Consider the following 26,563-nt stretch of genomic DNA (forward strand, 5'->3'; position numbering starts at 1 on the left):
TCTGTCCGAGCTATCCATCAATCAAACCTGAAACCGTTGCACCATCGTGCGCAGCGAATTGGCCAGTTGCGACAACTCATGGCTGGAGGCACTGGTCTGGCCCGCGCCGGAAGCCGAGCGCACTGACAAATCACGAATGTTCACCAGGTTGCGATCCACCTCGCGGGCCACTTGCGCCTGTTCTTCGGCGGCGCTGGCAATGACCAGGTTGCGTTCGTGGATTTCATTGACCGAGGCCGTGATGGTCTGCAGCGCCTCCCCCGCCCGCTCCGCCATGGCCAGGGTGCTGGCGGCGCGAGAGGAACTGGCCTGCATGGAATCGAGTGCCTGGGTGGCACCGCTGCGCATGCCCTGGACCATTTGTTCGATTTCCTGGGTCGATTGCTGCGTGCGATAAGCCAGCGCCCGGACTTCGTCCGCCACCACCGCAAACCCACGTCCGCTTTCGCCGGCCCGGGCCGCCTCGATGGCCGCGTTCAGGGCCAGCAGGTTGGTCTGCTCGGCGATAGCGCGGATCACGTCCAGCACCTTGCCGATATCCTGCGATTGGTTGGCCAACGATTGCACCAGGCCACCCGTCACCTGCACATCGCTGGCAAGGGCACCGATGGCATCAACCGTGTCGCTGACCCGCTGCTGCCCCAGGGACGCCGATTCACTGGACTGACGCGTGGCATCGGAGGTGGAAACCGCATTGCGTGCGACCTCTTCCACGGCCGTGGTCATTTCATTGACCGCCGTGGCCGCTTGTTCAATTTCGTTATTCTGTTGTTGCAGGCTGTGGGTGCTGTCGAGCGTGACGGCATTCAGCTCATCAGCGGCGGTGGCCAGCTGTGCAGCCGAGCCGCTGATGCCCTGCAGGGTCTCCCGCAGGTTCTGCTGCATAGTCGCCAGCGCCTTGAGCAAGCGGCTCACTTCGTCGTTGCCATGGGTCTCGATCGGTCGGGTCAGGTCGCCTCGGGCCACGTTCTCAGCGGCATTCAGCGCCTCGCCCAAGGGTTTGACGATACTGCGGGTGAGCAGCATGGCCAGCACGACCGTGGCCAGGGCCGCGAGTACCACGAACAGGCTGACGATCATCCGGGAATTGGCGTAGTGCTCCTGAGATTTCTGGCTCTCGATGGACACTTGCTTGGAGAACAACTCCGCCAAATCGTTGAGCTGCTTGCCGGATCCATCCACCACGGTCTTCATGTCCACCAGCAGCAGCTTGATCAACTCGTCCCGACGGCCCTGCTCTGCCAGGGTGAAGGATTGGGCGATGCCCGTGCGGTAAGCGGCGAAGGTTTGCTTGAACTGGTCATAGAGCGCCTTGCCTTCAGGCGTGACGACGAGCTTTTCGTAAGCCGCGATTTTTTCGCTCAGTTCTTTGTCGCGGGTATCCATTTGTCCGCGGTACACCGGGATATTCTTCGGGTCCTGGTCCAGGGCCATGCGCAGGGAAATCGTGCGGATACGCAACATCCACTCGCGAATTTCATCACCACCGCGGATGCTGGGCAGCCATTGGGTTTCCACGGCGACTTCACTGTCACGGATGCTCGACATCTGCCCCAACGCAAACACCCCGAGCAACGCCACCAGCACGGCGATCAAGGCAAAACCCAACGCGGCACGCGGGGCGATATTCAACTGACGAAGAACCATAAAGGCTGCCTTTTTTATTGTTGGCCTGAGGTGGGGCCACGCCCCTGTCGCTGGGTTATCGGCAGGTCGTACGATGACTTAAGTCAGTCCACTTTATTGCAGGCAAAAAAAATCCCCGTATCTTTCGATACGAGGATTTTCAATATGGTCGGGGTAAGGGGATTCGAACTCCTGACATCCTGCTCCCAAAGCAGGCGCGCTACCGGACTGCGCTATACCCCGGTAAAAAAAAGGCGACCTTCGCAAGTCGCCTTCTCGATCAGCGCTTTTGGCCTCTGATCTTAAGATTCGATTCCAGCGAACTGGTTTCAAAAATGGTGGGTCGTGTGGGATTCGAACCTACGACCAATTGGTTAAAAGCCAACTGCTCTACCAACTGAGCTAACGACCCAAATATGGTCGGGGTAAGGGGATTCGAACTCCTGACATCCTGCTCCCAAAGCAGGCGCGCTACCGGACTGCGCTATACCCCGATTGAAATGGCTCCGTGACCAGGACTCGAACCTGGGACCCAATGATTAACAGTCATTTGCTCTACCGACTGAGCTATCACGGAACTGATATTTCAAGCTACAACATTGAAGCTAGCTTCAACCTCTTCTACCCTTACGCATCGCTGCGTTCGTGTGTCTGAGGCGCGCTATTCTACAATCTTCAAAACCTCTGTCAACCCCTTAAATTGCTTTCAAGACAATGATTTGCAACTTATTTTGGATTCCTTCTCAGTGAGAAGTCGCCCTTGGGGTGACGTACTGCGGGGCGCACTTTACAAGCCTTTTCCTTTGAGTTCAACGGCCTGATGAAAAAAATGGCCTTGCAAGGCAAGGCCATTTCCAGCGTCGGCAGAGCCGACCTTCAGTTGAAGACGATTTCGTCGTTCTCCACCGTACCAGTCACGGTTTCGCCCGGCATGAAGCGCCCGGACAGAATCAGCTGCGCCAGCGGGTTTTCGATCCAGCGCTGGATCGCTCGTTTGAGCGGCCGCGCGCCATAGACCGGGTCGTAACCCACCGCAATCAACTTGTCCAACGCCTCGTCGCTCAACTGCAGCTTCAGCTCGCGCTCGGTGAGGCGGCTGCGCAGACGACCCAACTGGATCTCGGTAATGCCGGCAATCTGATCCCGGGCCAGCGGCTCGAAGATCACCACTTCGTCGACCCGGTTGATGAATTCCGGGCGGAAGTGGGTAGAGATCGCGTCCATCACCGCCGCGCGCTGCGCCTCACGGTCGCCCACCAACTCCTGGATCTGTGTCGAGCCCAGGTTGGAGGTCATCACGATCACCGTGTTGCGGAAGTCCACCGTGCGCCCGTGGCTGTCGGTCAGGCGCCCATCCTCCAGCACTTGCAGCAGGATATTGAACACATCCGGGTGCGCCTTCTCGACCTCATCGAGCAGGATCACCGAGTACGGCTTGCGACGCACAGCCTCGGTCAGGTAACCGCCCTCTTCATAGCCGACATAACCCGGTGGAGCACCGATCAGCCGTGCCACGGAATGTTTCTCCATGAACTCGGACATGTCGATGCGCACCATGGCCTCTTCCGTGTCGAAGAGGAACTCGGCCAGCGCCTTGCACAGCTCGGTTTTACCGACGCCGGTCGGGCCGAGGAACATGAACGAACCGCTCGGACGATTAGGGTCCGACAACCCGGCGCGGGACCGGCGCACAGCGTTGGAGACCGCCACTACCGCTTCTTCCTGGCCAATCACGCGCTGGTGTAGCAGGCTTTCCATCTTCAGCAGCTTGTCGCGCTCGCCCTCGAGCATTTTCGAGACCGGAATGCCGGTCCACTTGGACACCACTTCGGCGATTTCTTCCTCGGTGACCTTGCTGCGCAGCAACTGGTTTTCGCTCTTGCCGTGCTGATCGACCATTTGCAGGCTGCGCTCCAGGTCCGGAATCACCCCGTACTGCAGCTCGGCCATGCGGTTGAGGTCGCCTTTGCGGCGAGCCGCTTCCAGTTCCTGGCGGGACTGTTCGATCTTTTGCTGGATCTGCGCCGAGCCCTGGACTTCGGCTTTCTCCGAGTTCCAGATTTCCTCGAGGTCGGAATACTCACGCTCATGACGAACGATTTCTTCCTGCAACCTTTCCAGACGTTTCTTCGCCGCTTCGTCGCTTTCTTTCTTCAGTGCCTGGGATTCGACCTTGAGCTGGATCAGGCGCCGCTCCAACCGATCCAGCACTTCGGGCTTGGAGTCGATTTCCATGCGGATGCGGCTGGCCGCCTCGTCGATCAGGTCGATGGCCTTGTCCGGCAATTGACGGTCGGTGATGTAGCGGTGGCTGAGCTTGGCCGCGGCGATGATCGCACCATCGGTGATCGCCACCTTGTGGTGAACTTCGTAGCGTTCTTTAAGGCCGCGCAGGATGGCGATGGTGTCTTCTTCGCTCGGCTCCTCCACCAGCACTTTCTGGAAGCGCCGCTCCAACGCCGCATCCTTCTCTATATATTGGCGGTACTCGTTGAGCGTGGTCGCGCCGACGCAGTGCAACTCGCCCCGGGCCAATGCAGGCTTGAGCATGTTGCCGGCGTCCATCGAGCCCTCGCCCTTGCCCGCACCGACCATGGTGTGCAGTTCGTCGATGAACAGGATAATCTGCCCTTCCTGCTTGGACAGTTCATTGAGCAAGGCCTTGAGCCGTTCTTCGAACTCGCCACGGTACTTGGCACCGGCGATCAAGGCCCCCATGTCCAGGGACAACAGGCGCTTGCCCTTGAGGCCGTCCGGCACTTCGCCGTTGATGATGCGCTGGGCCAGGCCCTCGGCGATGGCGGTTTTACCCACGCCTGGCTCACCGATCAGCACCGGGTTGTTCTTGGTGCGGCGCTGCAGCACCTGGATTGTGCGGCGGATTTCATCGTCGCGACCGATCACCGGGTCGAGCTTGCCTTCCTCGGCGCGCTTGGTCAGGTCGACGGTGTATTTGTCCAGCGCCTGCCGGGATTCCTCGTGGTTGGCGTCGTTGACCGCTTCGCCGCCACGCAGGTTGTTGATGGCATTTTCCAGGGCCTTCTTGCTCACGCCCTGGCCGAGCAGCAACTTGCCGAGCTTGCTGTTCTCGTCCATGGCGGCGAGCAGCACCAATTCGCTGGAAATGAACTGGTCACCCTTCTGCTGGGCCAGGCGGTCGGCCTGGTTGAGCAGTCGCGCCAGATCCTGGGACATGTTCACATCACCGGTCGGATTCTGGATCTTGGGTAACTGGTCGAGCTCCTTGGCCAGTTCTTTGCGCAGGCTGTTGACGTCAAAGCCGACCTGCATCAACAGGGGTTTGATGGAGCCGCCCTGCTGTTCGAGCATGGCCTGCATCAAATGCGCCGGTTCGATACCGGGATGGTCCAGGCCGACGGCCAGGGACTGGGCATCGGACAGGGCCAATTGTAATTTGCTGGTTAAACGATCAATACGCATGGGTCACCTTCCTTTTGAGCAGGCCGGACCTAAACACATCCTGAATGAAGAAACCTGCCAGATACCCTTATAGATGTGGTCGATTCTGGAAGTTTCAAGCAGCGCAGCCTTGATGCAGGTCAGGGAAGTCTAGCGTTCGATCCAGATCAACGAGGCAAAGCGGCCGGTGCGCGGGTTGCGCCGGTAGGAAAAGAAACGTGGGTCGTTCACGGTGCAGAGGCCGCCACCGTACACCGCAGTGACACCGCGCGCCGCCAGCCGCAAGCGGGCCAACTGATAGATGTCGGCGAGGAACTTGCCAGTATTGGGGCTCGCGGCAAAGGCTTTTACCGCTTCAGGCAGTTGCGCGGTGAAGGCTTCACGCACTTCCGGCCCGACTTCGAACGCTTGCGGCCCGATGGCCGGGCCGAGCCAGGCCAAGATTTCATTCGCCGGCACGGCAAGGCTGTCGAGGGTGGCTTCCAGCACACCGTTCGCCAGCCCACGCCAACCGGCATGGGCCGCCGCGACGCGGGTGCCGGCAAGGTTGCAGAACAGCACCGGCAGGCAATCGGCGGTCATTGCGGTGCAAGCAATACCCGGCGTGGCGGTCCAACTGGCATCGGCGGTCGCCACCCGGGTCGGGTCAGCCTCGGCCACGGCAATGCCGTGGACCTGCTGCAGCCAGGCCGGGGTGATGACGAATTGATCAATGAGACGACGGCGGTTTTCGGCGACGGCGGAGGGGTCGTCGCCCACATGGTCGCCCAGGTTGAGGCTGTCGAACGGCGCCAGGCTGACGCCGCCCTCGCGGGTGGTGACGCAGGCCTTGACCCGGGCCGGCGCGGGCCAGTCGGGTGTCAGCCAGACACTCATCCGACGAACGCCTCGCGGTCCTGCTTGAGCAACGTCAGCAGCCAGACGAAATCATCCGGCAACGGCGATTCCCAGCTCATGCGTTTGCCGGTCGTCGGATGATCAAGTTCCAGGAAACGCGCGTGCAGCGCCTGGCGCGGAAAATTCTTCAGCGATTCGACCATGGTCTGGCTGGCGGCTGGCGGAATGCGGAAACGACCGCCATAGGCCGGGTCGCCCACCAACGGGAAGTTGATGTGGGCCATGTGCACACGGATCTGGTGGGTACGACCCGTTTCCAGCTTGACCCGCACGTGGGTGTGGGAACGGAAACGCTCCAGCACACGATAGTGGCTGACCGCCTGCTTGCCACCTTCCATCACCGCCATGCGCTGGCGCTGCTGGCCGTGACGACCGATCGGGGCGTTGATCTTGCCACCGGCGGTGACGACCCCGATCACAATGCATTCATAGATGCGGCTGACACTGCGGCTTTGCAGCTGTGTGACCAGCTGTGTCTGCGCCTGGATGGTCTTGGCCACCACCATCAGGCCGGTGGTGTCCTTGTCCAGGCGATGCACGATGCCGGCACGGGGCACATTGACGATGTCCGGTACGTGGTGCAGCAAGGCGTTGAGCAGCGTGCCGTCGGCATGACCGGCCGCCGGGTGCACCACCAGGCCCGCAGGCTTGTTGATCACCAGGATGTCATCGTCCTCATAGACGATGTCCAGGGCAATGTCCTGGGCGACCCATTCTCCCTGGGCCTCCTGCTCGGCAGTCAGTTCGAGGATGGCGCCGCCATGGACGATGTCGCGCGGACGAATCACCGCCCCATCCACAGTCAGGCGGCCGTCCTTGATCCAGGCGGAAAGGCGCGAGCGAGAGTGCTCGGCAAAGAGTTGTGCGGCGACTTGATCGAGGCGTTGGCCGCCCAATTCGGACGGCACCTCTGCGCGAAGTTCTATTTTATCGGACATGCTCGGACTGGGCGTCGGCACAGCCTTTGGTTTCGGCTGCGCGCTTGTGGTTAAATACGGCGTCTTTTGCCCCGAGGCTTTCAACGGGGCGCTCATCATAACAGGACGGCCCCGCCCAAGACAGCGGCCGTCATAGGGACGCAAGCCGCCATGCAAGTGAAACACCTGCTGCTGATCGCCATCCTCGCATTGACTGCTGCTTGCTCGTCGAAGGAAGTCGTAGACGAAAACCTGAGCGAAGTCGAACTGTACCAACAGGCGCAGAACGACCTGGATAACAACAGCTATACCAGCGCCACCGCCAAGCTGAAGGCGCTGGAGTCGCGGTATCCGTTCGGTCGCTACGCCGATCAGGCCCAATTGGAGCTGATCTACGCCAACTACAAGAACGCCGAGCCGGAAGCCGCCAAGTCCGCCGCCGAGCGTTTCATTCGTCTGCACCCGCAGCACCCGAACGTCGATTACGCCTATTACCTCAAGGGCCTGACCTCCTTCGACCAGGACGTCGGCCTGCTGGCGCGCTTCCTGCCGCTGGACATGACCAAGCGTGACCCGGGCGCCGCACGCGACTCCTACAACGAGTTCGCCCAGCTGACCAGCCGCTTCCCCAACAGCCGCTACTCGCCGGACGCCAAGCAGCGCATGATCTACCTGCGCAACCTGCTGGCCTCCTACGAAATCCACGTGGCCGACTACTACCTGACCCGTCAGGCCTATGTCGCCGCCGCCAACCGTGGCCGCTACGTGGTGGAAAACTTCCAGGAAACCCCTTCGGTGGGTGATGGCCTGGCGGTGATGACCGAAGCCTACCAGCGCCTGCACCTGGACGACCTGGCGGCCACCAGCCTGGAAACCCTCAAGCTGAACTACCCGGATCACCCGTCGTTGGTCGATGGCCAGTTCACCCCACGGGTCGACGAAGCGGACAACCGTTCGTGGCTGAGCAAGGCGACCCTGGGCCTGATCGAATCCCGTCCACCGCTGCCGCCGGGCGAAACCCGCGCCAACCAGGACGTACAACGTCAATTCCAGGATGCCAAGGAAGCCATCCCGAACGAACTCAAGCCCAAAGATGAAAATGGCGACGTGATCGAAGAAGAAGAGCCCGAGAACGAGTCCACCGACCGTTCCTGGTTCAGCTACATGACCTTCGGCATGTTCGACTGAGGCCAAGGCATCAGTAAACAGGGAGACCCAGCGGTCTCCCTTTTTTGTGCCTGGCTTTTATTGCGCTGTGCGCCGTTCCAGTCCTTGGCTAAACTGCCTGATCACTCGCCAGAAAGCCGCCTATCATGCTTCGTTTATTGATCTTGTTCGCTGTCGTTGCCGCCGCCATATGGATCTTTCGCGGGGTGAAAAGCGGCCCTCGGGCATCGCGCTCCACTCAGGAGCAGGACGCACCGCCCATGGTGCGCTGCGCCCAATGCGGCGTACACCTGCCCCGTGACCGGGCGCTGGCCCTCGAACAACAATGGTATTGCAGCCAGGCTCATCTCGAGCAAGGCCCGGGCAATCGTGAGCGCTGAGGCCTCAAGCCCACGCGTCAAACAGACGCAGCGCCTGCTGCGCCTCTATCACCTGTACCGCCTGAGTATCGGCATCACCCTGGTGCTGCTGATCTCCAGCAACATGGACAACCGCCTGCTGGAGTTCGCCGACGACGACCTGCTGCGCAGCGGCAGCTGGTTGTACCTGGTGCTGAACATTCTGCTGGTGGTGTTCCTTGAGAACACGCGTCGCCCTGCCCGGCTGTTCGGCCTGGCCCTCACCGACGTGCTGTTGCTTTCGTGGCTGTTTTTCGCAGCCGGCGGTGTGCCCAGTGCCATCGGCAACCTGCTCATTGTCTCGGTGGCCATCGGCAACACGCTGCTGCGAGGCCGGATCGGCCTGTTGATCGCGGCCGTTGCCACCCTCGGCATCGTCGGATCGAGCTTCTTTCTTGGCTTGAGCGACTCGAACCGTCCCAGCAGTTATTTGCAGGCCGGCACCCTCGGGGCACTGTGCTTTGCCGCCGCGCTGCTGGTGCAAGGCCTGACCCGACGCCTGGAAGCCAGCGAAACCCTGGCTGAACAACGAGCCAGCGAAGTGATCGGCCTGGAGGCGCTCAACGCCTTGATCCTGCAACGCATGCGCACCGGTATCCTGGTGCTTGACCGTGAGCGCCGGGTGCAATTGGCCAACGAAAGCGCGCTGAACCTGCTGGGCATGCACGATCTGGTCGGCCAGCAGCTCGACGATTACTCCACTGCCCTGGTCGAACGCCTGCAATTGTGGCGAAACAACCCCAGCCTGCGCCCGTCCAGCCTGACCGTTACCGGCACGGGCCTGACCCTGCAACCGAGCTTCATCGCCCTGGGGCATCACGATCAGCAGCAGATCCTGGTGTTCCTTGAAGACCTGGCCCAGGTTGCCCAGCAGGCCCAGCAGTTGAAACTCGCTTCCCTCGGGCGCCTCACTGCCGGTATCGCCCATGAAATCCGCAACCCCTTGGGCGCCATCAGTCACGCGGCGCAATTGCTGCGCGAATCCGAGGAACTGAACGACGCGGATCGGCGTCTGACGCAGATCGTTCAAGATCACTCCCAACGAATGAATCGCGTCATTGAAAACGTTCTGCAGCTGTCTCGCCGCCAACAAACCACACCCCAGCGCCTCGACCTGCGCACCTGGCTCGACCAATTCGTCCGGCAGGCCCGCGAAAGCATGGCCGAACACCAGCGATTGCACTTGAGCATCGACCCGGGGGACTACACCACGCTGATGGACCCCGACCAGCTCACCCAGGTACTCGACAACCTGCTGCGCAACGCCTGGCGCCACAGCGCAATGGCCCATGAACAGGCCGAGGCCTGGTTGAAACTGTTCATCGACCCCCACAGCCAGCTATCGACACTGGACATCATCGACAACGGCCCCGGTGTAACACCCGATCAGCAGGCGCATTTGTTCGAACCCTTCTTTACCACCAGTAGCCAGGGCACCGGCCTTGGGCTCTATCTGTCCCGGGAGCTGTGCGAAAGCAATCAAGCCCGCCTAGACTTCAAACCACGCCAAGGCGGCGGTTGCTTTCGCATCACCTTTGCTCACGGACGGAAACAGCTTTGAATAATCGCTCACGGCAACGAATCCTGATCGTCGATGACGAACCGGACATCCGCGAACTCCTGGACATCACCCTGGGTCGGATGAAACTCGACACCCGCAGCGCCAAGAACCTTGCCGAGGCCCAAGCCCTGCTGACGGGGGATGCCTTCGACCTGTGCCTGACCGACATGCGCCTGCCCGATGGCACCGGCCTGGAGCTGGTGCAGCACATCCAGCAGCGTTATCCACAGCTGCCCGTGGCGATGATCACCGCCTATGGCAGCCTGGAAACCGCCATCGACGCCCTCAAGGCCGGCGCCTTCGATTTCCTGACCAAGCCGGTCGACCTGGGTCGGCTGCGGGAACTGGTCACCAGCGCCCTGCGCCTGCCTCCGGTCGCCACACCACCCAGTACCATCGAGCGCTGCCTGCTGGGCGACTCGCCGCCAATGCGCAACGTGCGCAAACAGATCGAAAAGCTCGCCCGCAGCCAGGCACCGGTGTACATCAGTGGGGAATCAGGCTGCGGCAAGGAACTGGTCGCCCGGCTGATCCACGAACAAGGCCCCCGTGCCAACCAGAGCTTTGTGCCGGTCAACTGTGGGGCGATTCCCACTGAATTGATGGAAAGCGAGTTCTTCGGCCACCGCAAAGGCAGCTTCAGCGGCGCCATCGAAGACAAGCCCGGACTGTTCCAGGCGGCTCATGGCGGCACCTTGTTCCTCGATGAAGTGGCCGACCTGCCCCTGGCAATGCAGGTCAAGCTGTTGCGAGCCATCCAGGAAAAGGCCGTACGCGCCGTGGGCGGCCAGCAAGAGGAAGTGGTGGATGTGCGAATCCTCTGCGCCACCCACAAGGACCTGGACGGCGAAGTGGCCGCCGGGCGCTTTCGCCAGGATCTGTATTACCGGCTGAATGTCATCGAATTGCGTGTCCCGCCCTTGCGCGAACGCCGCGAAGACATCGAACCACTGGCCAATCACATGCTTCAGCGACTGGCCAGCAACACCGCCAGCCCTGCGGCCAAGCTACATCCACAAGCTCTGCAAGCCCTGCAAAACTACCGTTTCCCGGGCAATGTGCGGGAACTGGAGAACATGCTCGAACGGGCCTACACCCTGTGCGAACAACAGCTGATCGAAGCCGACGACCTGCGCCTGGCCGAGGGCAATGCCAGCTCTGAGGCGGGCAACCCCGACTTGATGCAGGTCGACAACTTGGAAGACTACCTCGAAGACGTCGAACGTAAACTCATCCTCCAAGCCCTGGAGGAAACCCGCTGGAACCGCACGGCCGCGGCGCAACGGCTGAAGTTGTCGTTTCGGTCGATGCGGTATCGGTTGAAGAAGTTGGGGCTGGATTAAAGCGCGGTCCTCAAGCCCCTACTTAACCTGTGGCGAGGGAGCTTGCTCCCGCAGGGCTGCGCAGCAGCCCCAAAAGCAGCGCCTCGATCAACTTGATACACCAGGGTGTCAGGTTCGGGGCCGCTTCGCAGCCCAGCGGGAGCAAGCTCCCTCGCCACAGCTCTCTAGCCCTCCGGCACGGGTACCCGCTCGTCCAGCACACGATTGGCCAATAGTTCGCTCAGCTCAATCAACTGCTGTACCCCCAAGGCAATATGCCGTCGCGAGCCTTCAAGTTCGAAGGCTAGGTCGCTGATCGTGGCGTTGGCGGAGGCCAGGGTTTCGCTGAGGTTGGTGAGGAGACATTCGGTGTCGATACCGTCCACGACGGTGAATAGCTGGTTTGAGGCGGGTTTCTTTTTGGCTTCGGGCTTTGGGCCGAGGTAATAGTCGAGGGCGCGTTTGGCGGCTTCATCAAGCCCTTTTGGGTTTAGGCTGGAGTCAGGAGAAGCGTTATTGGTTTCTGAAGGTGGTAGGGGTTTGTCACTCATTGCGGTACTCCAAAGAGGGAATGGATTACCAAGTTTTTCGGGCCGCGACGCCCGGACGCTGAATTGGCAGCGACCGGGAAAGGTTAGCCAGAGTTCTTCCCACCCGGCAACCGCCAGAACTCGTCGGAAAATTCTTTTTGAATCAAATTTTTGTCCGACCATTCCCACAAAAGCCTGGTTGACTGTGAGGGTGGTGTGTATATCCGTTTCTGCGGTTGCGGCCGCTGGCGGTTCCGCCCTGACGGCGGCTCACTTTTGAGAAGCGCAAAAGTAAGCAAAACGCTTCTGCCCCACCACTTGGCACCTCGCTTTGGCTCGGTGTGCCCTCACTCCGGCATTGCTCCGTGGGCCCGCCGCGAAGGGCCATCCATGGCCCAGCGCGGCTATCCCGGCATCCATGCCGGGATGCCCACTACGCAATACCTGCGTTCGGCCATCGTGGTTAACGGGGCTCCGAGATCAACGTCCACCGCGAGGCGGCCTGATAGCCGACCTGGTTCTGGGTGATCGCGTTTCTCCTGTGGGAGCGGGCTTGCTCGCGAAGAGGCCGGAGCATTCAACATATTCATCGACTGTGCCATCGCCTTCGCGAGCAAGCTCGCACACATTGGGTCGGTGACGATCTACAGATTTTCGGCCACTGCAAATCCCTCTGGGAGCAAAGCTTGCTCGCGATGGCGGTGGATCAGCTTGCATCAGCGTTGGATGTACCGCCGTCTTCGCGAGCAAGCTCGCTCCCACAATGGGATCGCACTAGGACCGGAAGAGCCAGGTCGGCTATAAGGCCGCCTCGCGAGCAAGCTTTGCTCCCACAGATCTGACAGGTGTACGAGCGGGAGAGCCAGGCCGGCTGTCAGGCCGCCTCGCTTTTGATCTTGATCTGGGGCGCCCCGTTAACCACGCTGGCCGAACGCAGGCATTGTGGAGTGGGCATCCCGGCATGGATGCCGGGATAGCCGCGCTGGGCCATGGATGGCCCTTCGCGGCGGCCCACGGAGCAATGCCGGAGTGAGGGCACACCGAGCCTAGGCGAGGTGCCGAGTGGTGGGGCAAAAGCGCTTTGGTTACTTTCGCGCTTTTCGAAAGTGACCCGCCGTCAGGGCGGAACCTTAAGCGGCCGTTACCGCAGCAATGGATATGTACTCGGTCAACAAAATCCCGACCGGCTATCAGGCCGCCATCGCGAGCAAGCTCGCTCCCACAATTGGATCTGGGTACAGGTGCAGCATCAAAGCCGAACCTTACAAGCGCCCAGCCGGCGCATACGGCACAGGATCGATCACCGGCTCGCGCCCCAACATCAGATCCGTAAACAACTGACACGACGCCGGCGCCAACACCAGCCCATTACGATAATGCCCGCAGTTCAACCACAACCCAGCAACCCCCGGCACCTCGCCGATGTAGGGAACACCTTCAGGCGAGCCAGGCCGCAACCCGGCCCAATGCCCCACCACCTCGGCACCCGCCAGCGCCGGAATCAGTTGCTGTGCAGACGCCTTCAGGCTCTCCAACGCAACCTCGGTCGGGGTCTTGTCGAAACCTTCGCGCTCCAGCGTACTGCCAACCAGGATGTGCCCATCACGACGGGGGATCGCATAACGCCCCTTGGCCAGAACCATACTCGACAAGAAGTCCGACGCGCATTTGTACAGAATCATCTGGCCCTTGACCGGCTCGACCGGCAACTTCAGCCCCAGCGTCTTGAGCAGTTCACCACTCCAGGCCCCCGCCGCCAGCACCACCTGATCGCCACGCATCGGTCCCGCCGAACTGTCCACCCCCACGACACGCCCGCCATCGCGGATGAACCCGCTGACCTCGCAATGTTCATGAAGCGTGACATTGGGCAACGCCTGCAACGCCGCCTTGAGGGATTTCACCAGCCGAGGGTTACGCACGTTGGCCACGCCAGCCATGTAGATCGCCCGGGAAAAACCCGCACCCAGCACCGGCACGGCGTCGTGGACCGTCGAGATATCCACGGCCCGCAGCGGGCGCCCTTCCCGCTCGGCCCAGGCCAGCGCTTCGTCCTGGTCGTCCAGGTCCAGCCAATACAGCCCGGTCACGTGCACTTGTGGATCGATCCCGGTGGCCGCGAACAAACGCTCACCCAACTGTGGATAAAAATCCTGCGACCAATGGGCCAGCGCCGTGACCGCCGGGCTGTAGCGCCACGGGTACAACGGCGAAACGATACCGCCGCCGGCCCAGGACGACTCCTGGCCGACATTGGAACGGTCCAGCAGCACCACACGTTGCCCTTCGGACGCCAGATTGAACGCCGTCAGCAGGCCGATGACTCCGCCACCGACGATCACCACTTGCTGTTGCCTGGTCATGTTCTGATTCGACTCACTAAAACAAAGGGCGCCAACACGCGCCCGGATAAAAGAAACTCAGCGACCCCAACAATCCTTGGTGGTCAGCCCCGCAGTGGCGTTGAGCATGCCCCGTGCACCGGTGTTGTTGAGGGTGAAATCACCGCACTTGTCCGTCGCCATGGACGAGCCGCTCTTGCGTACGGCGGTCAGGGTGAAACTCTGGTCTGCCAACGTCTGGGTAATGGTGTAGAAATCGTTGCCGCTGCTCAGCCCGGTTGCATTGGTGTAGACGTTGTTCTTCGAATAGTAGCGCTCGAGAATTTGCGCCTGCTCGGATAAGAGCCCGGCAATTTCAGTGCGTCGGCCCTTCTTCATGTATTCGGTCAGGCTCGGATAGCCGACGGTGATCACAATACCGATGATCGCGATCACGATCATGATTTCGATCAAGGTGAAACCCCGGTTGGATCTGTGCATACCTTACCTCTCACTGAATTTGTCGCCACATGATGCGACGGCTGCCGCCCACGGTTTTTTCCAGCAACTCGGTGATGTTGCCGCTGGAGTCGTTGACGATCATGTTGGTGGCCCCGCTGGCGCTGACGACGGCACTCAAGGTCGGGATACCGCCGGTGAAGACCACCCCGCTGGAAATCGTGTCGAGGGTATTGAGCGCACCGTCACCGTTGGTATCGAGCACCGCGTAGTTGAGCATCTTACCGTTGAACGCATCCACTTCGATCAGTTTTCCGGTACCGAAGCTGGCGCATGGGTCGGTGGTGTCCACGGCGGCCGTGGTAAAGACCACGCGCCCGCTCACCAGATTGGCCGGGTTGATCACCCGCTCCCCGGTCAACACGTTGTTGTACACCAGGGGCAGGTACCAGCCCTTTTTCGAAGGATAAGCCACGTCGGTTTGACTGGTGGTCACGAACTGCCCCGTGGTGCCTGAGAACACCCCGGTGATCGACTGCGCCTGCAGGCTCGACACCGTGATTTGCCCCGCACCGCCGATGGCGTCCCAGATCGAGTAGAACCCTTGCAGGTCCTTGTTGAGTTTGTCCGCCGTCTCGTTGAACTTACCGGTGCCGAAAAACACCTGGGTGCCACCCTGGGGATTATCGGCCAGCAACGGTTGAACGGTGATCGGTTGGGTCGCGCCGCCAGGGGCGGTGAACAACGGCTGGCCCGCGAACGCCAGGCCCCACGCGGTGGGTGAGGTGCCGCTGAGGTCGAATTTCCACATCCGCCCCTTCAAGTCGCCACCGTACGCGGCCTGCACCACATTCTGGGAGTTGACCCGCAACTTGACCGACGACAGGCCGTTATCGGTCTCACTGCTGTTGATGACGATTTTGCGGATCAGCGAACCGTCACGGATATCCACGACGTACAACGCCGCCACGCCGCTGTTGCTGCCATAGCCGTTGGCGATGAACGCCGCCCAGCGACCGTCCGCCAGGCGTGCGACCTCGGGGCGGGCGTAGGCATAGCCCAGGTCATTGAAGGCGTTGGCGGTGCTGGCAACGGTTGGCGCGCTGATTTCCCACAGCGCCCGAAACGCATTGCCCGCCGCCGCATCGAACAGTTGCACCGCGAAGAACGTCTTGCCGCCGGCCCCCGTGCCGCCCAGGGCCACGGTCTTCCAGGCGCTCCCCGACTGCACGTCGAATACACCGACCTGTCCATCCACCAGGAATTTGTGGCTCACGCCGTTGATGTAGTTGGTGTCGGCGATGTCCTGCAACGAGGGCAGCACGTTCGAAGGCATGTAGGCGTAACGCCGCGTGCCGTTTGCACTGTTGATGACACTGAAAAAACCATCGTTGCCGTTCACCACCAGGCTAGCGCTCATGTTCGTCGCCTTGGTCGCCAGGTAGGTGCTATAGCTGGTGTCGTTGAGCAGGTCCGCAGCGGTCTGGTCATTGGGCGATGCCAGCACCAGCGGCGAATTGATAATGTCCCCCAGCAACGCGCTGCGCACCTTCAGGCCGGTCTTGTTGACGCCCTTGCTCCACTCCACCAGGTCATTGCCGGTGATCCCCGTGGGCAGGCTCTGGCTGAGGCTGGTTTGCTGGGCCGGCGAAAAGTTGCCGTAGGCCAGGGTCACCGGCACGTTGGTCGCGGTGTTCCAGGACTGATAGATCGGTGCCGTGGCGCCGGGCACGATGGCGGTATCGGTGGTCCACTGCACCGCTGCCGTGTTGACCGTGCCCGCCGAGGTAAAGCCGAACGCCCGGATGGTGCCGCGCCAGTCCTTGGGATCATACGTGGTCTGGTAATAACTGGAGGTGCTCGACAATGTGGCGGCATTGGTGGTGCCGCCGCCCCCGGAGCCAGCCTTGGAAGTGATGTCGCTCAAGGCTGACGACAGGGCCGAGTTCAAGCCTTCGCTATCGCTCGCCGGATAATACTTGCCCGCCCCGTAACGGGCAGCATCGGACAACATCTGGTTGGTGACGGCAAAACCCACGGTGTAGGTATTGAGATACTGCCGGGGAAAATCCGTGGTGTTCCAGCTCTTGCCGGTGGCGTCAGTGCCGGTGGAGCGCATGTCGATGTCGAAGGCGAACTTGGCGATGTCATCCAGGTAAAGCGTGTCGCCCTCACTGTCACCACTGGCGTTGTCGCCATCATTGCTACTGATGCCATCCCAGTTGGGCAGCCGGGCGCCGCCCGTTGGGGTACCCTGCGGGTCGTTGGTGGGGAACGTCCGGTCATAGGTGGGCAAGCCGTCGGTGATCACCACGCCGAAGTTTTTCTGGCAACGGTACTGGATCGGGCTGGTGTAGGTGGCGGGCGTTCCATTGTAGTAAGGCGCCATCCCCCTGAAATAACGGGTGACCTCGTAGTAGCTCTCGGCCAAGGGGGTATTGGCGACCGCACCCAGGCCGTTGATGGCGCTGATCAGCGCGCTGTAGTTGCTGTTGGCTTGGGTCTGGGTCACGCTGCCGCTGACCGGTGACAGATCGCTGATGGCGCGGGCGATGTAGCCCCCGGGGCCGGAGTTGCTGAAATTAGGTGGATTGAACGTGGCGAGGCCGATACGCAGAGCGCGGTTATTGGCGACCAGGTCGTTAGAGACGTCCCGTGCGACGTTGATGCGATAGTCATTGGGGATGGTGCCGGTGGTGAAGTCCCGACTCGAGCCGTTGGCCAAGGTCACCAGGTATGCCAGGTATTTAGCGGTGTAACGGGTATCCCCGTTCCCTACCGGGTCCGGCAACCGCAGACAGATCCGCCCGATGCTGGTTCGATAGAAGCCGTACCAACCAGACGAGCAGCCGCCACGCAACAGACTCAACAACAGGATATTCGAGTCGTCCTGGTCCAGCTCATACCTGTCATTGCAATTGCTGCTGGAACTGCATGCAAATGTGCGTGTTTGCGTCGCCGCCGGATCAAACCCCGCCGCCCAGATAATGTTGTTCATGCTCCCCGAATCATCGATCAGCAGCATCACATTCGGCGTGACGGCGGCCGCACTCAGCAAGGGCGAATCCGAAGGCGTGAACGCATAGGCCGGCGCCGCCAGGTAAAGGCTGAGCAACGCCCCCCACAGCACCTGCCTCCAACCACCGCGCACCTCAGTACTTCGCATAAATGCTCTCCACCACGCTGCGCTGGTTATTCCCCACCACCGCCACCGCTGTGATCCGGTACAACGTCGCCGACGTATTGAGCGGCACGTTGACGGCCGTGAGCGTCGTGCCGATGTTCTGCACGCCATAAAACCCACCGGCGGCGGCAACCCAGAGCACCCCCGACGACGAATTGCGCCCAGCCCCCGTCAGCGTCGCCGACTCGGCCGGCGGAGCGCACTGGGTCGTGGTGGTACACACCGGCAATGAGTAGGTTTCGACCTGCACCGCGCTTTCCCCCACCCTTAGCGCCGCCTCGGCCACCTGGAACGACTGGTTGCGCTGCATGACGCTGCTGGTCATTTTTTCCTGGAGGGTGGCGCTCTGCATCGATGACAGACCGATCAGCGTCAGCAGCAACAGGAAAACCAGGCTGACCAGCAATGCCATGCCCCGCTGGCGGTGCACCTGCCCCATCGAAGTCATCTCCTTCATAGCAATCGGTTGCGCAAGGCGGCAACCACATTGAAGGTCTGCTCGCGCACTGCGTTCCTCGGATCAAAAAGCGTCAGGGTCAGGCGCACGCTGCGGATCAGCGCCGGGTCAGGCGGATTGCTCGTATAGCTCGACGCCGCGATGTCCGTCGCGCTGCCGGCCACGCCAAACGTCACGTCGAACGCCCGCACGTTGTCCACCAGCACCGACAAGGTCGGGTTGCCGGCGCCGCTGCCCAGCAGCAATTGGTTATTGTTGAAGCTGTAGACCAGTCGGCGGATCGGGAAGGCCAACTGCCCCGCCGCCGGTAGCCGCGCGTTGGTATAGGCCGTCGCCGAGGTGCGGCAATCGGAGACGACGGTCCAGGTCGGAGCGCTACCGCCACTCCCTACGTCGGCGGTCACCAGGGTCAATCGGCGGTTGGCGTTATCCCAGCGGATCGGGGTGATCTGGCTGGCATTGAAGTCATTGGCGGTGGAAGCATCGGTAATGTTCCCCAGACAGCCGAACATGCCCACCATGCGAATCTCCTGGACCATTTTGCTCAGGACGAACCGGGCGTCCTCCTGCATCACCGCCGCCGCGTTTTGGCTGATGTAGGTGTTCTTGGCGGCGATGAAAACCTGCACGACACCCAGGATGACGATCAGGCTGAGCACCAGGGCAATCATCAATTCAATCAGGCCGAATCCCCGGCAGCGCCTGTTCATGGCGGCGTCCCCGGCGGATCGACGGCGACGCGGCTGGTCAGTACGAAACTGCGCCGCGCCTCGGCCGCGTCGGTGGTGTTGGCGGCCCGGGCGTCGTCCCAGGAAATGGTGATGGTGTAGACCCGCTGGTTCAGGGCAATGGTGCCGGTGGCCGTGGCGCCGCCGAAGGCAATAATGTTGGTCTTGAAATCGTAGAGGTCCTGGTCCCGGGCCACGTTGAGGTTCGGCGAGCTGGGCGGAGTGACGGTGTAGTCGGCGCCGGAGTTGGCGCGTATGCGGTCCAGCAGGTCGTAGGCGATGAAGCTGGCCTGGCTGGTCATGCGCGAACTGTCGGTGTACTTGAGCGCATTGAGCTGGATCATCGCCGCCCCCAGCAAGCCGACGCCGAGAATCAGCACCGCCACCAGCACCTCGATCAGCGTCATGCCCTCCTGTGCCCTTTTACTGCAATCCTTCATCCGCAACTTCCGCCCAATACGATTCTTCCATTGAGGCAAACACTCAGCGTCCTGCTCTGCGCCCCTCGTACGTAATTGAAGCTCACCGGCGTGGCCGGCGCCGATAACCCACCGAGGTTGTTGAAATCGATGTTGTTCACCTCTGAGGTTAGCGTCAGAGTCGCGCCACTGCTCATCGCTGGAACAACCCGCAATACATTGGCCGGCGTGCCAGTACTGTCATACACCGTCAGTTCGCCGCTCCAGACGCTGCCCTCGGCCGTGGGGCGGATGCGCGTGGTGATACCACGGTCGATCGCCTCCAGCCGGGCAAAGTTCAGCGCCCGGCGCAAGTCGTCAACCTCGGTGTCGGCCTTGGTGCTCTGCAGCGAGCCGGTGAATGACGGCACCGCCATGGTAATCAGGATCAGCAGCACGCCAAGGGCCACCAGCACCTCGATCAGCGTGAAACCTTTTGTACGAAGATCCATCGGTGCCCTCCGTTGCCGTCGGCTATACCTGCCTCTACACGCTAGAACAAACCACCGCCTGTGGCGAGGGAGCTTGCTCCCGCTCGGGCGCGTAGCGGCCGCTATTTTGGGGCTGCTGCGCAGCCCAGCGGGAGCAAGCTCCCTCGCCACAACATGCTGGCTACCACACTGAGTTCTTGCACTATCGCACCGCTTCACATTCTCCAGGGAGGAGATGTCATGCACCAACAGGGCTTCAGCCTGATCGAACTGCTCATGGGACTGGCAATTGCCGCAATTGTTCTGCCGTGGGCCAACGCGGGCTACAAAGAACTGATCGATTCCATCGAACGCAAGGACACCGCGCAGTTGCTCATCAGCGGGTTACGCAGCGCGCGCAGCGAGGCCATCATGCGCAACCGGACGGTCGTGCTCAGGGGGATAGGCAACGATTGGGGGCGGGGCTGGCGCATCACCCTGGACGATAAGGACAAGACCGTGCTGATGGAGCGCAGCGTCAGCGCCCGGGTGGTCGGCAACCAGCCGGTGAAACGCCGGGTGAGGTTCAGCAGCCAAGGGGAGGCCCTGCACCCCAGTGGCGCATTCCAGGCAGGCACGCTGCATGTCTGCGCCAGACGCGGGCCGGTCAGCCATCATCAAGTGATACTGGCGCCTTCCGGCCGCGTGCGCCTGGAAAGCGTCGACGCCAACCAGGCGCTGTGCGAAAAAGGACTTAAAGCAAGGAGCGCACGCGCAGCTCTTTCGGCATCGAGAACGTGATGTTCTCCTCGCGACCGGCCAGTTCATCGGCACCGGTGGCGCCCCAAGCCTGCAATTGCTGGATCACGCCACGCACCAGGACTTCCGGCGCGGAAGCACCGGCGGTGATGCCGATACGCTCGATGCCCTCGAACCAGCTGCGTTGCATGTCCTCGGCACCGTCGATCAGGTAAGCGGGCGTGGACATGCGCTCGGCCAGCTCGCGCAGGCGGTTGGAGTTGGAACTGTTCGGGCTGCCGACCACGAGCACCACATCGCATTCGTTGGCCAGTTGCTTGACCGCATCCTGACGGTTCTGGGTGGCATAGCAGATGTCATCCTTGCGCGGACCGCCGATGGCCGGAAAGCGCGCGCGCAGGGCGTCGATCACACGGCTGGTGTCGTCCATGGACAGGGTCGTCTGGGTCACGAAAGCCAGGCTATCGGGGTTGCGTACTTGCAAGGCCGCAACGTCAGCCTCGTCTTCGACCAGGTAGATCGCACCGCCGTTGCTGGCATCGTATTGGCCCATGGTGCCTTCGACTTCCGGGTGGCCTTCATGGCCGATCAGGATGCACTCGCGACCGTCACGGCTGTAGCGCGCCACTTCGATGTGCACCTTGGTCACCAACGGGCACGTCGCGTCGAACACCTTCAGGCCTCGGCCGGCGGCTTCGCTGCGCACGGCCTGAGAAACCCCGTGGGCACTGAAGATCACGATGACGTCGTCCGGCACCTGGTCCAGTTCCTCGACGAAAATGGCCCCGCGGCTGCGCAGGTCCTCGACGACGAATTTGTTGTGGACCACCTCGTGGCGCACGTAGATCGGCGGCCCGAAGACTTCCAGGGCGCGGTTGACGATTTCGATCGCCCGGTCCACACCGGCGCAGAAGCCACGGGGGTTGGCGAGTTTGATTTGCATGCTGTGCCTCGTGTCTTGCGCGCAAGAAATTGAATGCTTGCCTGTTAATCGAGCGAAAGGCCCGAAACAAGGAGATCCCATGTGGGAGCGAGCTTGCTCGCGATGGCGGTGAGTCTGTCACCCCTGTATTGAAAGTGACTGTGTCATCGCGAGCAAGCTCGCTCCCGCAGTGAATCGGGTGGCAGCAGGAACTGCCGGTTAAATCTCAAACCGCCTTGACCTCAAGGATTTCCACTTCGAAGTTCAAGGTCTTGCCCGCCAGCGGATGATTGAAGTCCACGGTCACCTGGGCGTCATCGAACGTCTTCACCACACCCGGCAGTTCGGTATTGGCCGCGTCGTTGAAGATTACCAGCAGGCCCTCGGACAGCTCCATGTCCTGGAACTGGGAGCGTGGCATGGTCTGCACGTTTTGCGGGTTGGGCTGACCAAAGGCATTTTCCGGTGGCACGACCACGGTGCGCTTGTCGCCGGCCTTGAAACCGAGGATCGCCGCTTCGAAGCCTGGCAACAGGTTGCCATCACCGACCTTGAACACCGCCGGGGCCTTGTCGAAGGTGCTGTCGACGGTGTCGCCGTTTTCCAGATGCAGGGCGAAGTGGAGCTTCACTTCGGTGTTTTGAGCGATACGCTGCTCAGTCATGGACGGCTTCTCCGGTTTTCTTGCTCTTGAACATGTCCAGGGCGAGCATCACGGCGCCCACGCTGATGGCACTGTCGGCAAAGTTGAACGCCGGGAAATACCAGCGGTTCTGCCAATGCACCAGGATGAAATCGATGACGTGGCCCAGGGCGATACGGTCATAGAGATTGCCCAACGCACCACCAAGCACCAAGGCCAAGGCCACGGCCAGCCAGGTCTCGTTGCGTCCCAGGCGCTTGAGCCAGACCACCAGCACGGCACTGACCACGACGGCAATCAGGGCGAACAGCCAGCGCTGCCAGCCGGAACTGTCGGCCAGGAAACTGAACGCCGCCCCGGTGTTGTAGGCCAGGGTCCAGCTGAAGTAATCAGGGATGATCACGATCTGCTGGTACAGGGTCAACGAGCTTTCAAAGTAGAACTTGCTGGCCTGGTCGATGACCAGTACCAGCACGCTCAACCAGAGCCAGCCCAGCCGTCCGAAACGGCCCGCTGCGTTAGGCATAGTGGCGAACCTCGCCAGCACCGCTGATGTTGTCGACGCAACGACCACAGATTTCCGGATGCTCCGGATTCACGCCGACGTCTTCGCGGCAGTGCCAGCAGCGGGCGCACTTGGTGTGGTTCGACTTGACGATCTTCAGCTTCAAGCCGCTGACTTCGGTGGTCACGGCATCGGCCGGAGCCTGCACGAAAGGTGCAACGCTGGCAGTGGAGGTGATCAGCACGAAGCGCAGCTCGTTGCCGAGCTTGGCCAGGTCTGCGCCCAGAGCCTCTTCGGCGTAAAGGGTGACTTCGGCCTGCAGGTTGCCGCCGACGGCCTTGGCCGCCCGCTGGATCTCCATTTCCTTGTTGACCGCGGCCTTGACGGCCATGACGCGATCCCAATACGCACGGTCCAGTTCGAAGCCTTGCGGCAGTTCGGTCAGGCCTTCGTACCAGGTGTTGAGCATCACCGACTCGTTGCGCTCGCCCGGCAGGTATTGCCACAGCTCATCGGCGGTGAATGCCAGGATCGGCGCGATCCAGCGCACCAGGGCCTCGCTGATGTGGAACAGCGCGGTCTGGCACGAACGGCGCGCCTTGCTGTTGGCGCCGGTGGTGTACTGGCGGTCCTTGATGATGTCGAGGTAGAAACCACCGAGTTCCTGCACGCAGAAGTTGTGGATCTTGGAGTAGACGTTCCAGAAGCGGTATTCGCCGTAGTGCTCCTGCAATTCGCGCTGCAGCAACAGGGTACGGTCCACGGCCCAACGGTCCAGCGCAAGCATTTCTTCGGCCGGCAGCAGGTCGGTGGCCGGGTTGAAGCCGGTCAGGTTCGAGAGCAGGAAGCGCGCGGTGTTACGGATCCGCCGGTAGGCGTCCGCACTGCGCTGCAGGATCTGCTCGGAAACGGCCATCTCGCCGGAGTAGTCGGTGGAGGCCACCCACAGGCGCATGATGTCGGCGCCCAGGGTGTCGTTGACCTTCTGCGGCGCGATCACGTTGCCCAGGGACTTGGACATCTTGCGGCCGGACTCGTCGACAGTGAAGCCGTGGGTCAGCAACTCGCGGTACGGCGCGTGGTTGTCGATGGCGCAACCGGTCAGCAACGACGAGTGGAACCAGCCACGGTGCTGGTCCGAACCTTCCAGGTACAGGTCGGCGCGCGGGCCGCTCTCGTGGCCCATTGGGTGCGAACCGCGCAGCACGTGCCAGTGGGTGGTGCCGGAGTCGAACCAGACGTCCAGGGTGTCGCTGATCTTGTCGTACAGCGGTGCTTCGTCGCCCAGCAGCTCAGCCGCATCGAGCTTGAACCAGGCTTCGATGCCTTCGGCTTCGACGCGCTTGGCCACGACTTCCATCAGTTCGACGGTGCGCGGGTGCAACTCACCGCTTTCCTTGTTCAGGAAGAACGGGATTGGCACGCCCCAGTTACGCTGGCGGGAGATGCACCAGTCCGGACGATTGGCGATCATCGAGTGCAGACGCGCCTGGCCCCAGGCCGGTACGAACTGGGTCTCTTCGATGGCCTTGAGCGAACGCTGGCGCAGGGTGTCGCCGCTGGTGGGCTGCTTGTCCATGCCGATGAACCACTGCGCGGTGGCGCGGTAGATCAGCGGGGTCTTGTGGCGCCAGCAGTGCATGTAGCTGTGTTCGATGACGGTGGTATGCAGCAGCGCGCCGACTTCGGTCAGCTTGTCGACGATGGCCGGGTTGGCTTTCCAGATGAACTGGCCGCCGAAGAACTCCAGCGACGGCGCGTACACGCCATTGCTCTGCACCGGGTTGAGGATGTCGTCGTTGACCATGCCGTATTTCTTGCAGGTCACGAAGTCGTCGACGCCATAGGCCGGCGCGGAGTGAACCACGCCGGTGCCTGCGCCCAGTTCCACGTAGTCGGCCAGGTACACCGGCGACAGGCGGTCATAGAACGGATGACGGAAATTGATCAGTTCCAGCGCTGAACCCGGGGCGGTGGCGACCACCGAACCTTCGAGGTTGTAGCGGGCCAGACAGGACTCGACCAACTCTTCGGCCAGCACCAGCAGCTTGTCGCCGACGTCGACCAGGGCGTAGGTGAATTCCGGGTGGACGTTCAGCGCCTGGTTGGCCGGGATGGTCCACGGCGTGGTGGTCCAGATCACGATCGACGCCGGCTTGCCCAGCTTGCCCAGGCCGAACGCGGCGGCGAGCTTGTCTTCATCGGCGATCGGGAACGCGACGTCGATGGTCGAGGACTTCTTGTTCTCGTACTCGACTTCCGCCTCGGCCAGGGCCGAACCGCAATCGAAGCACCAGTTCACCGGCTTGAGGCCCTTGAACACGAAACCGCCCTCGACGATTTTCGCCAAGGCACGGATTTCGCCGGCTTCGTTCTTGAAGTCCATGGTCTTGTACGGGTTGGCAAAGTCACCCAGCACGCCGAGACGAATGAATTCGGACTTCTGCCCTTCGATCTGCTCGGTGGCGTAGGCACGACACAGCTCGCGGGTCTTGTCCGCGCCCAGGTTCTTGCCGTGGGTCACTTCGACCTTGTGCTCGATCGGCAGGCCATGGCAGTCCCAGCCCGGGACATACGGCGCATCAAAGCCCGACAAAGTCTTGGAGCGGACGATCATGTCCTTGAGAATCTTGTTCAGCGCGTGACCGATATGGATGGTGCCGTTGGCATACGGAGGGCCGTCGTGCAGGACGAACTTCGGACGATCCTTGCCAATTTCGCGCAACTTTCCGTACAGGCCAATGCTGTCCCAACGCTGCAGAATCTGTGGTTCGCGCTGAGGCAGGCCGGCCTTCATTGGGAAGGCGGTGTCCGGAAGGTTTAGCGTGGCTTTATAGTCGGTCATTTAAGGCTCTTCATTAGCGATTGGCGCTGGTTGCGACAAGGGCACGGGCGGCGGCGATATCTGCATGGATCGCCGTCTTGAGCGCCTCCAGAGAGGCAAAACGCTGCTCTTCACGCAGCTTATGGTGGAAAACCACCGTCAAACGCCGGTCATACAGATCGCCGGCAAAATCCAGAACATGTACTTCAAGGTGGGCCTTGCCATCGCCCTGGACCGTGGGGCGCACGCCGATGTTGGCGACGCCGGGCCAGGTCTTGCCGTCGATCTCCACGCTCACCAGGAACACCCCGGTCAGCGGCACACGACGACGCTTGAGTTGCACGTTGGCCGTCGGCGTGCCCAATTGGCGCGCCAACTTCTGCCCGTGCAGGATCCGCCCGGCAATCCGGTACGGCCGGCCGAGCAAGCGCTCGGCCAATTCGAAGTCCGCCGCCGCCAGGGCATTGCGGACCTGGGTGCTGCTGACGCGCAGGCCATCCATCTCGACGGTCTGCGCTGCTTCAACGGTGAAACCCTGGGCGATACCGGCCTGTTGCAGGTAATCGAAATCCCCGGACCGATCACAGCCGAAACGAAAATCATCGCCGACTTCCAGATGCTTCACATCGAGACCGTCCACCAGGATGGTATCGACGAATTCAGCCGCGCTGAGCTTGCTCAGGCGCTGGTTGAAGGCCAGGCACAGGACCCGGTCGACACCTTCGGCGGCCAGCAGTTGCAGTTTGTCCCGCAACCGGGCCAGACGGGCCGGGGCGGTATCCGGGGCGAAAAACTCCCGTGGCTGCGGCTCGAAAATCACCACGCAGCTGGGCACGCCCAACTCCAGCGCACGCTCGCGCAGTCGCGCCAGGATAGCCTGGTGGCCACGGTGAACACCGTCAAAGTTGCCAATAGTGGCGACACAGCCCCGATGCTGGGGGCGCAGGTTGTGGAGGCCTCGAACCAGCTGCATAACGCGCTTCTTGCTCATAAAGTGGCCGATTATAACCACACCCGGCGGCCGACGACAGGCAACACCGCACCCCAAAGTGATC

Annotated in this window: 22 protein-coding genes, 4 tRNA genes and 1 pseudogene; 5 read left to right on the forward strand and 22 right to left on the reverse strand. The window is 61.6% G+C overall.

Annotated features, from left to right (window positions below; translation table 11 throughout):
* Window positions 1-21: 21 nt before the first annotated feature.
* The 9 genes and pseudogenes from AB7M32_RS00260 to rluD form a co-directional block, all read right to left on the reverse strand.
* A complete protein-coding gene (locus AB7M32_RS00260; RefSeq protein ID WP_454252082.1) occupies window positions 22-885 on the reverse strand; it encodes a methyl-accepting chemotaxis protein in 864 nt (287 codons plus the stop codon).
* A pseudogene (locus tag AB7M32_RS00265) lies at window positions 877-1,647 on the reverse strand (MCP four helix bundle domain-containing protein); the annotation flags it as partial. The gene AB7M32_RS00260 and the pseudogene AB7M32_RS00265, both read right to left, overlap by 9 nt.
* A gap of 145 nt (window positions 1,648-1,792) precedes the next feature.
* Window positions 1,793-1,869 (reverse strand) — tRNA-Pro (locus tag AB7M32_RS00270).
* Window positions 1,870-1,962: 93 nt separating this feature from the next.
* A tRNA-Lys gene (locus AB7M32_RS00275) sits at window positions 1,963-2,038 on the reverse strand.
* Window positions 2,039-2,043: 5 nt separating this feature from the next.
* Window positions 2,044-2,120: transfer RNA gene (locus AB7M32_RS00280), tRNA-Pro, on the reverse strand.
* Window positions 2,121-2,127: 7 nt separating this feature from the next.
* Window positions 2,128-2,203, reverse strand: a tRNA-Asn gene (locus tag AB7M32_RS00285).
* 299 nt (window positions 2,204-2,502) lie between these two features.
* Complete coding sequence (clpB, locus tag AB7M32_RS00290) at window positions 2,503-5,067, reverse strand: ATP-dependent chaperone ClpB (RefSeq protein ID WP_053125348.1); 2,565 nt, start codon at window positions 5,065-5,067, stop codon at window positions 2,503-2,505.
* A gap of 129 nt (window positions 5,068-5,196) precedes the next feature.
* A complete protein-coding gene (gene pgeF, locus AB7M32_RS00295) occupies window positions 5,197-5,922 on the reverse strand; it encodes a peptidoglycan editing factor PgeF (protein ID WP_454248791.1) in 726 nt (241 codons plus the stop codon).
* Window positions 5,919-6,881 (reverse strand): 23S rRNA pseudouridine(1911/1915/1917) synthase RluD, encoded by a 963-nt coding sequence (gene rluD / locus AB7M32_RS00300; protein WP_060740571.1) that lies wholly within the window; start codon window positions 6,879-6,881, stop codon window positions 5,919-5,921. The genes pgeF and rluD overlap by 4 nt, the downstream gene beginning before the upstream one ends.
* A gap of 150 nt (window positions 6,882-7,031) precedes the next feature.
* Between rluD and AB7M32_RS00305 the strand changes: the two genes are divergently transcribed.
* From AB7M32_RS00305 to AB7M32_RS00320, 4 genes are all read left to right on the forward strand, one after another.
* Window positions 7,032-8,048, forward strand: coding sequence for an outer membrane protein assembly factor BamD (locus AB7M32_RS00305; RefSeq protein ID WP_072412413.1), 1,017 nt, complete (start codon window positions 7,032-7,034; stop codon window positions 8,046-8,048).
* Between the two features lie 125 nt (window positions 8,049-8,173).
* On the forward strand, window positions 8,174-8,407 hold the full coding sequence (locus AB7M32_RS00310) for a PP0621 family protein (protein WP_407806548.1): 234 nt from the start codon (window positions 8,174-8,176) through the stop codon (window positions 8,405-8,407).
* Window positions 8,397-9,986, forward strand: coding sequence for a two-component system sensor histidine kinase NtrB (locus AB7M32_RS00315; protein ID WP_454248792.1), 1,590 nt, complete (start codon window positions 8,397-8,399; stop codon window positions 9,984-9,986). The genes AB7M32_RS00310 and AB7M32_RS00315 overlap by 11 nt, the downstream gene beginning before the upstream one ends.
* Window positions 9,983-11,329, forward strand: a complete 1,347-nt coding sequence (locus AB7M32_RS00320) for a sigma-54-dependent transcriptional regulator (protein WP_454248793.1) — start codon at window positions 9,983-9,985, stop codon at window positions 11,327-11,329. Before AB7M32_RS00315 ends, AB7M32_RS00320 begins: the two co-directional genes overlap by 4 nt.
* Before the next feature lie 164 nt (window positions 11,330-11,493).
* Here the strand turns inward: AB7M32_RS00320 and AB7M32_RS00325 are convergent, their stop codons facing one another.
* From AB7M32_RS00325 to AB7M32_RS00360, 8 genes are all read right to left on the reverse strand, one after another.
* A complete protein-coding gene (locus tag AB7M32_RS00325) occupies window positions 11,494-11,859 on the reverse strand; it encodes a DUF6124 family protein (RefSeq protein ID WP_454248794.1) in 366 nt (121 codons plus the stop codon).
* Between the two features lie 1,241 nt (window positions 11,860-13,100).
* Entirely contained in the window at window positions 13,101-14,201 is a 1,101-nt protein-coding gene (gene thiO / locus AB7M32_RS00330) for a glycine oxidase ThiO (protein ID WP_072411916.1), read from the reverse strand.
* A 57-nt stretch (window positions 14,202-14,258) separates the two neighbouring features.
* Window positions 14,259-14,660 (reverse strand): type IV pilin protein, encoded by a 402-nt coding sequence (locus tag AB7M32_RS00335; RefSeq protein ID WP_454248795.1) that lies wholly within the window; start codon window positions 14,658-14,660, stop codon window positions 14,259-14,261.
* Window positions 14,661-14,670: 10 nt separating this feature from the next.
* Window positions 14,671-17,784: a pilus assembly protein gene (locus AB7M32_RS00340; protein ID WP_454248796.1), complete on the reverse strand. Its 3,114-nt coding sequence runs from the start codon at window positions 17,782-17,784 to the stop codon at window positions 14,671-14,673.
* Complete coding sequence (locus AB7M32_RS00345; RefSeq protein ID WP_454252083.1) at window positions 17,771-18,250, reverse strand: pilus assembly PilX family protein; 480 nt, start codon at window positions 18,248-18,250, stop codon at window positions 17,771-17,773. Before AB7M32_RS00345 ends, AB7M32_RS00340 begins: the two co-directional genes overlap by 14 nt.
* 5 nt (window positions 18,251-18,255) lie before the next feature.
* Complete coding sequence (locus tag AB7M32_RS00350) at window positions 18,256-18,969, reverse strand: PilW family protein (protein ID WP_454248797.1); 714 nt, start codon at window positions 18,967-18,969, stop codon at window positions 18,256-18,258.
* Window positions 18,966-19,427, reverse strand: a complete 462-nt coding sequence (gene pilV / locus AB7M32_RS00355; RefSeq protein WP_072411909.1) for a type IV pilus modification protein PilV — start codon at window positions 19,425-19,427, stop codon at window positions 18,966-18,968. Before pilV ends, AB7M32_RS00350 begins: the two co-directional genes overlap by 4 nt.
* On the reverse strand, window positions 19,424-19,897 hold the full coding sequence (locus tag AB7M32_RS00360; protein ID WP_072411907.1) for a GspH/FimT family pseudopilin: 474 nt from the start codon (window positions 19,895-19,897) through the stop codon (window positions 19,424-19,426). The genes pilV and AB7M32_RS00360 overlap by 4 nt, the downstream gene beginning before the upstream one ends.
* Window positions 19,898-20,116: 219 nt before the next feature.
* Between AB7M32_RS00360 and AB7M32_RS00365 the strand changes: the two genes are divergently transcribed.
* Window positions 20,117-20,656, forward strand: coding sequence for a GspH/FimT family pseudopilin (locus AB7M32_RS00365; protein WP_454248798.1), 540 nt, complete (start codon window positions 20,117-20,119; stop codon window positions 20,654-20,656).
* Here the strand turns inward: AB7M32_RS00365 and ispH are convergent.
* The 5 genes from ispH to ribF all read right to left on the reverse strand — a co-directional run bounded on the left by ispH (window position 20,610) and on the right by ribF (window position 26,481).
* A complete protein-coding gene (gene ispH, locus AB7M32_RS00370; protein WP_072411904.1) occupies window positions 20,610-21,557 on the reverse strand; it encodes a 4-hydroxy-3-methylbut-2-enyl diphosphate reductase in 948 nt (315 codons plus the stop codon). The two genes, AB7M32_RS00365 and ispH, sit on opposite strands and share 47 nt — an antisense overlap.
* Before the next feature lie 205 nt (window positions 21,558-21,762).
* Entirely contained in the window at window positions 21,763-22,200 is a 438-nt protein-coding gene (gene fkpB / locus AB7M32_RS00375) for an FKBP-type peptidyl-prolyl cis-trans isomerase (RefSeq protein WP_454248799.1), read from the reverse strand.
* Window positions 22,193-22,705 carry a signal peptidase II gene (lspA, locus tag AB7M32_RS00380; RefSeq protein WP_092257339.1) on the reverse strand — a complete coding sequence of 171 codons (513 nt, stop codon included), beginning with the start codon at window positions 22,703-22,705 and terminating at the stop codon, window positions 22,193-22,195. The genes fkpB and lspA overlap by 8 nt, the downstream gene beginning before the upstream one ends.
* Entirely contained in the window at window positions 22,698-25,529 is a 2,832-nt protein-coding gene (gene ileS, locus AB7M32_RS00385; RefSeq protein WP_454248800.1) for an isoleucine--tRNA ligase, read from the reverse strand. The genes lspA and ileS overlap by 8 nt, the downstream gene beginning before the upstream one ends.
* 13 nt (window positions 25,530-25,542) lie before the next feature.
* Entirely contained in the window at window positions 25,543-26,481 is a 939-nt protein-coding gene (gene ribF, locus AB7M32_RS00390) for a bifunctional riboflavin kinase/FAD synthetase (protein ID WP_053125376.1), read from the reverse strand.
* Window positions 26,482-26,563 lie beyond the last annotated feature (82 nt).

The organism is Pseudomonas sp. R151218B TE3479 (genome assembly GCF_053629195.1).

Excerpts from the sequence above, each read along its gene's own strand:
- AB7M32_RS00360 (WP_072411907.1), bottom strand. The coding sequence starts at position 19,897 with ATGGATCTTCGTACAAAAGGTTTCACGCTGATCGAGGTGCTGGTGGCC.
- AB7M32_RS00260 (WP_454252082.1), bottom strand. The coding sequence starts at position 885 with ATGCAGCAGAACCTGCGGGAGACCCTGCAGGGCATCAGCGGCTCGGCT.
- AB7M32_RS00325 (WP_454248794.1), bottom strand. The coding sequence starts at position 11,859 with ATGAGTGACAAACCCCTACCACCTTCAGAAACCAATAACGCTTCTCCT.
- fkpB (WP_454248799.1), bottom strand. The coding sequence starts at position 22,200 with ATGACTGAGCAGCGTATCGCTCAAAACACCGAAGTGAAGCTCCACTTC.
- clpB (WP_053125348.1), bottom strand. The coding sequence starts at position 5,067 with ATGCGTATTGATCGTTTAACCAGCAAATTACAATTGGCCCTGTCCGAT.
- AB7M32_RS00350 (WP_454248797.1), bottom strand. The coding sequence starts at position 18,969 with ATGAACAGGCGCTGCCGGGGATTCGGCCTGATTGAATTGATGATTGCC.
- thiO (WP_072411916.1), bottom strand. The coding sequence starts at position 14,201 with ATGACCAGGCAACAGCAAGTGGTGATCGTCGGTGGCGGAGTCATCGGC.
- ribF (WP_053125376.1), bottom strand. The coding sequence starts at position 26,481 with ATGCAGCTGGTTCGAGGCCTCCACAACCTGCGCCCCCAGCATCGGGGC.
- AB7M32_RS00335 (WP_454248795.1), bottom strand. The coding sequence starts at position 14,660 with ATGCACAGATCCAACCGGGGTTTCACCTTGATCGAAATCATGATCGTG.
- ileS (WP_454248800.1), bottom strand. The coding sequence starts at position 25,529 with ATGACCGACTATAAAGCCACGCTAAACCTTCCGGACACCGCCTTCCCA.
- AB7M32_RS00345 (WP_454252083.1), bottom strand. The coding sequence starts at position 18,250 with ATGACTTCGATGGGGCAGGTGCACCGCCAGCGGGGCATGGCATTGCTG.
- rluD (WP_060740571.1), bottom strand. The coding sequence starts at position 6,881 with ATGTCCGATAAAATAGAACTTCGCGCAGAGGTGCCGTCCGAATTGGGC.
- pgeF (WP_454248791.1), bottom strand. The coding sequence starts at position 5,922 with ATGAGTGTCTGGCTGACACCCGACTGGCCCGCGCCGGCCCGGGTCAAG.
- AB7M32_RS00310 (WP_407806548.1), top strand. The coding sequence starts at position 8,174 with ATGCTTCGTTTATTGATCTTGTTCGCTGTCGTTGCCGCCGCCATATGG.
- AB7M32_RS00305 (WP_072412413.1), top strand. The coding sequence starts at position 7,032 with ATGCAAGTGAAACACCTGCTGCTGATCGCCATCCTCGCATTGACTGCT.
- ispH (WP_072411904.1), bottom strand. The coding sequence starts at position 21,557 with ATGCAAATCAAACTCGCCAACCCCCGTGGCTTCTGCGCCGGTGTGGAC.
- AB7M32_RS00365 (WP_454248798.1), top strand. The coding sequence starts at position 20,117 with ATGCACCAACAGGGCTTCAGCCTGATCGAACTGCTCATGGGACTGGCA.
- lspA (WP_092257339.1), bottom strand. The coding sequence starts at position 22,705 with ATGCCTAACGCAGCGGGCCGTTTCGGACGGCTGGGCTGGCTCTGGTTG.
- AB7M32_RS00340 (WP_454248796.1), bottom strand. The coding sequence starts at position 17,784 with ATGCGAAGTACTGAGGTGCGCGGTGGTTGGAGGCAGGTGCTGTGGGGG.
- pilV (WP_072411909.1), bottom strand. The coding sequence starts at position 19,427 with ATGAAGGATTGCAGTAAAAGGGCACAGGAGGGCATGACGCTGATCGAG.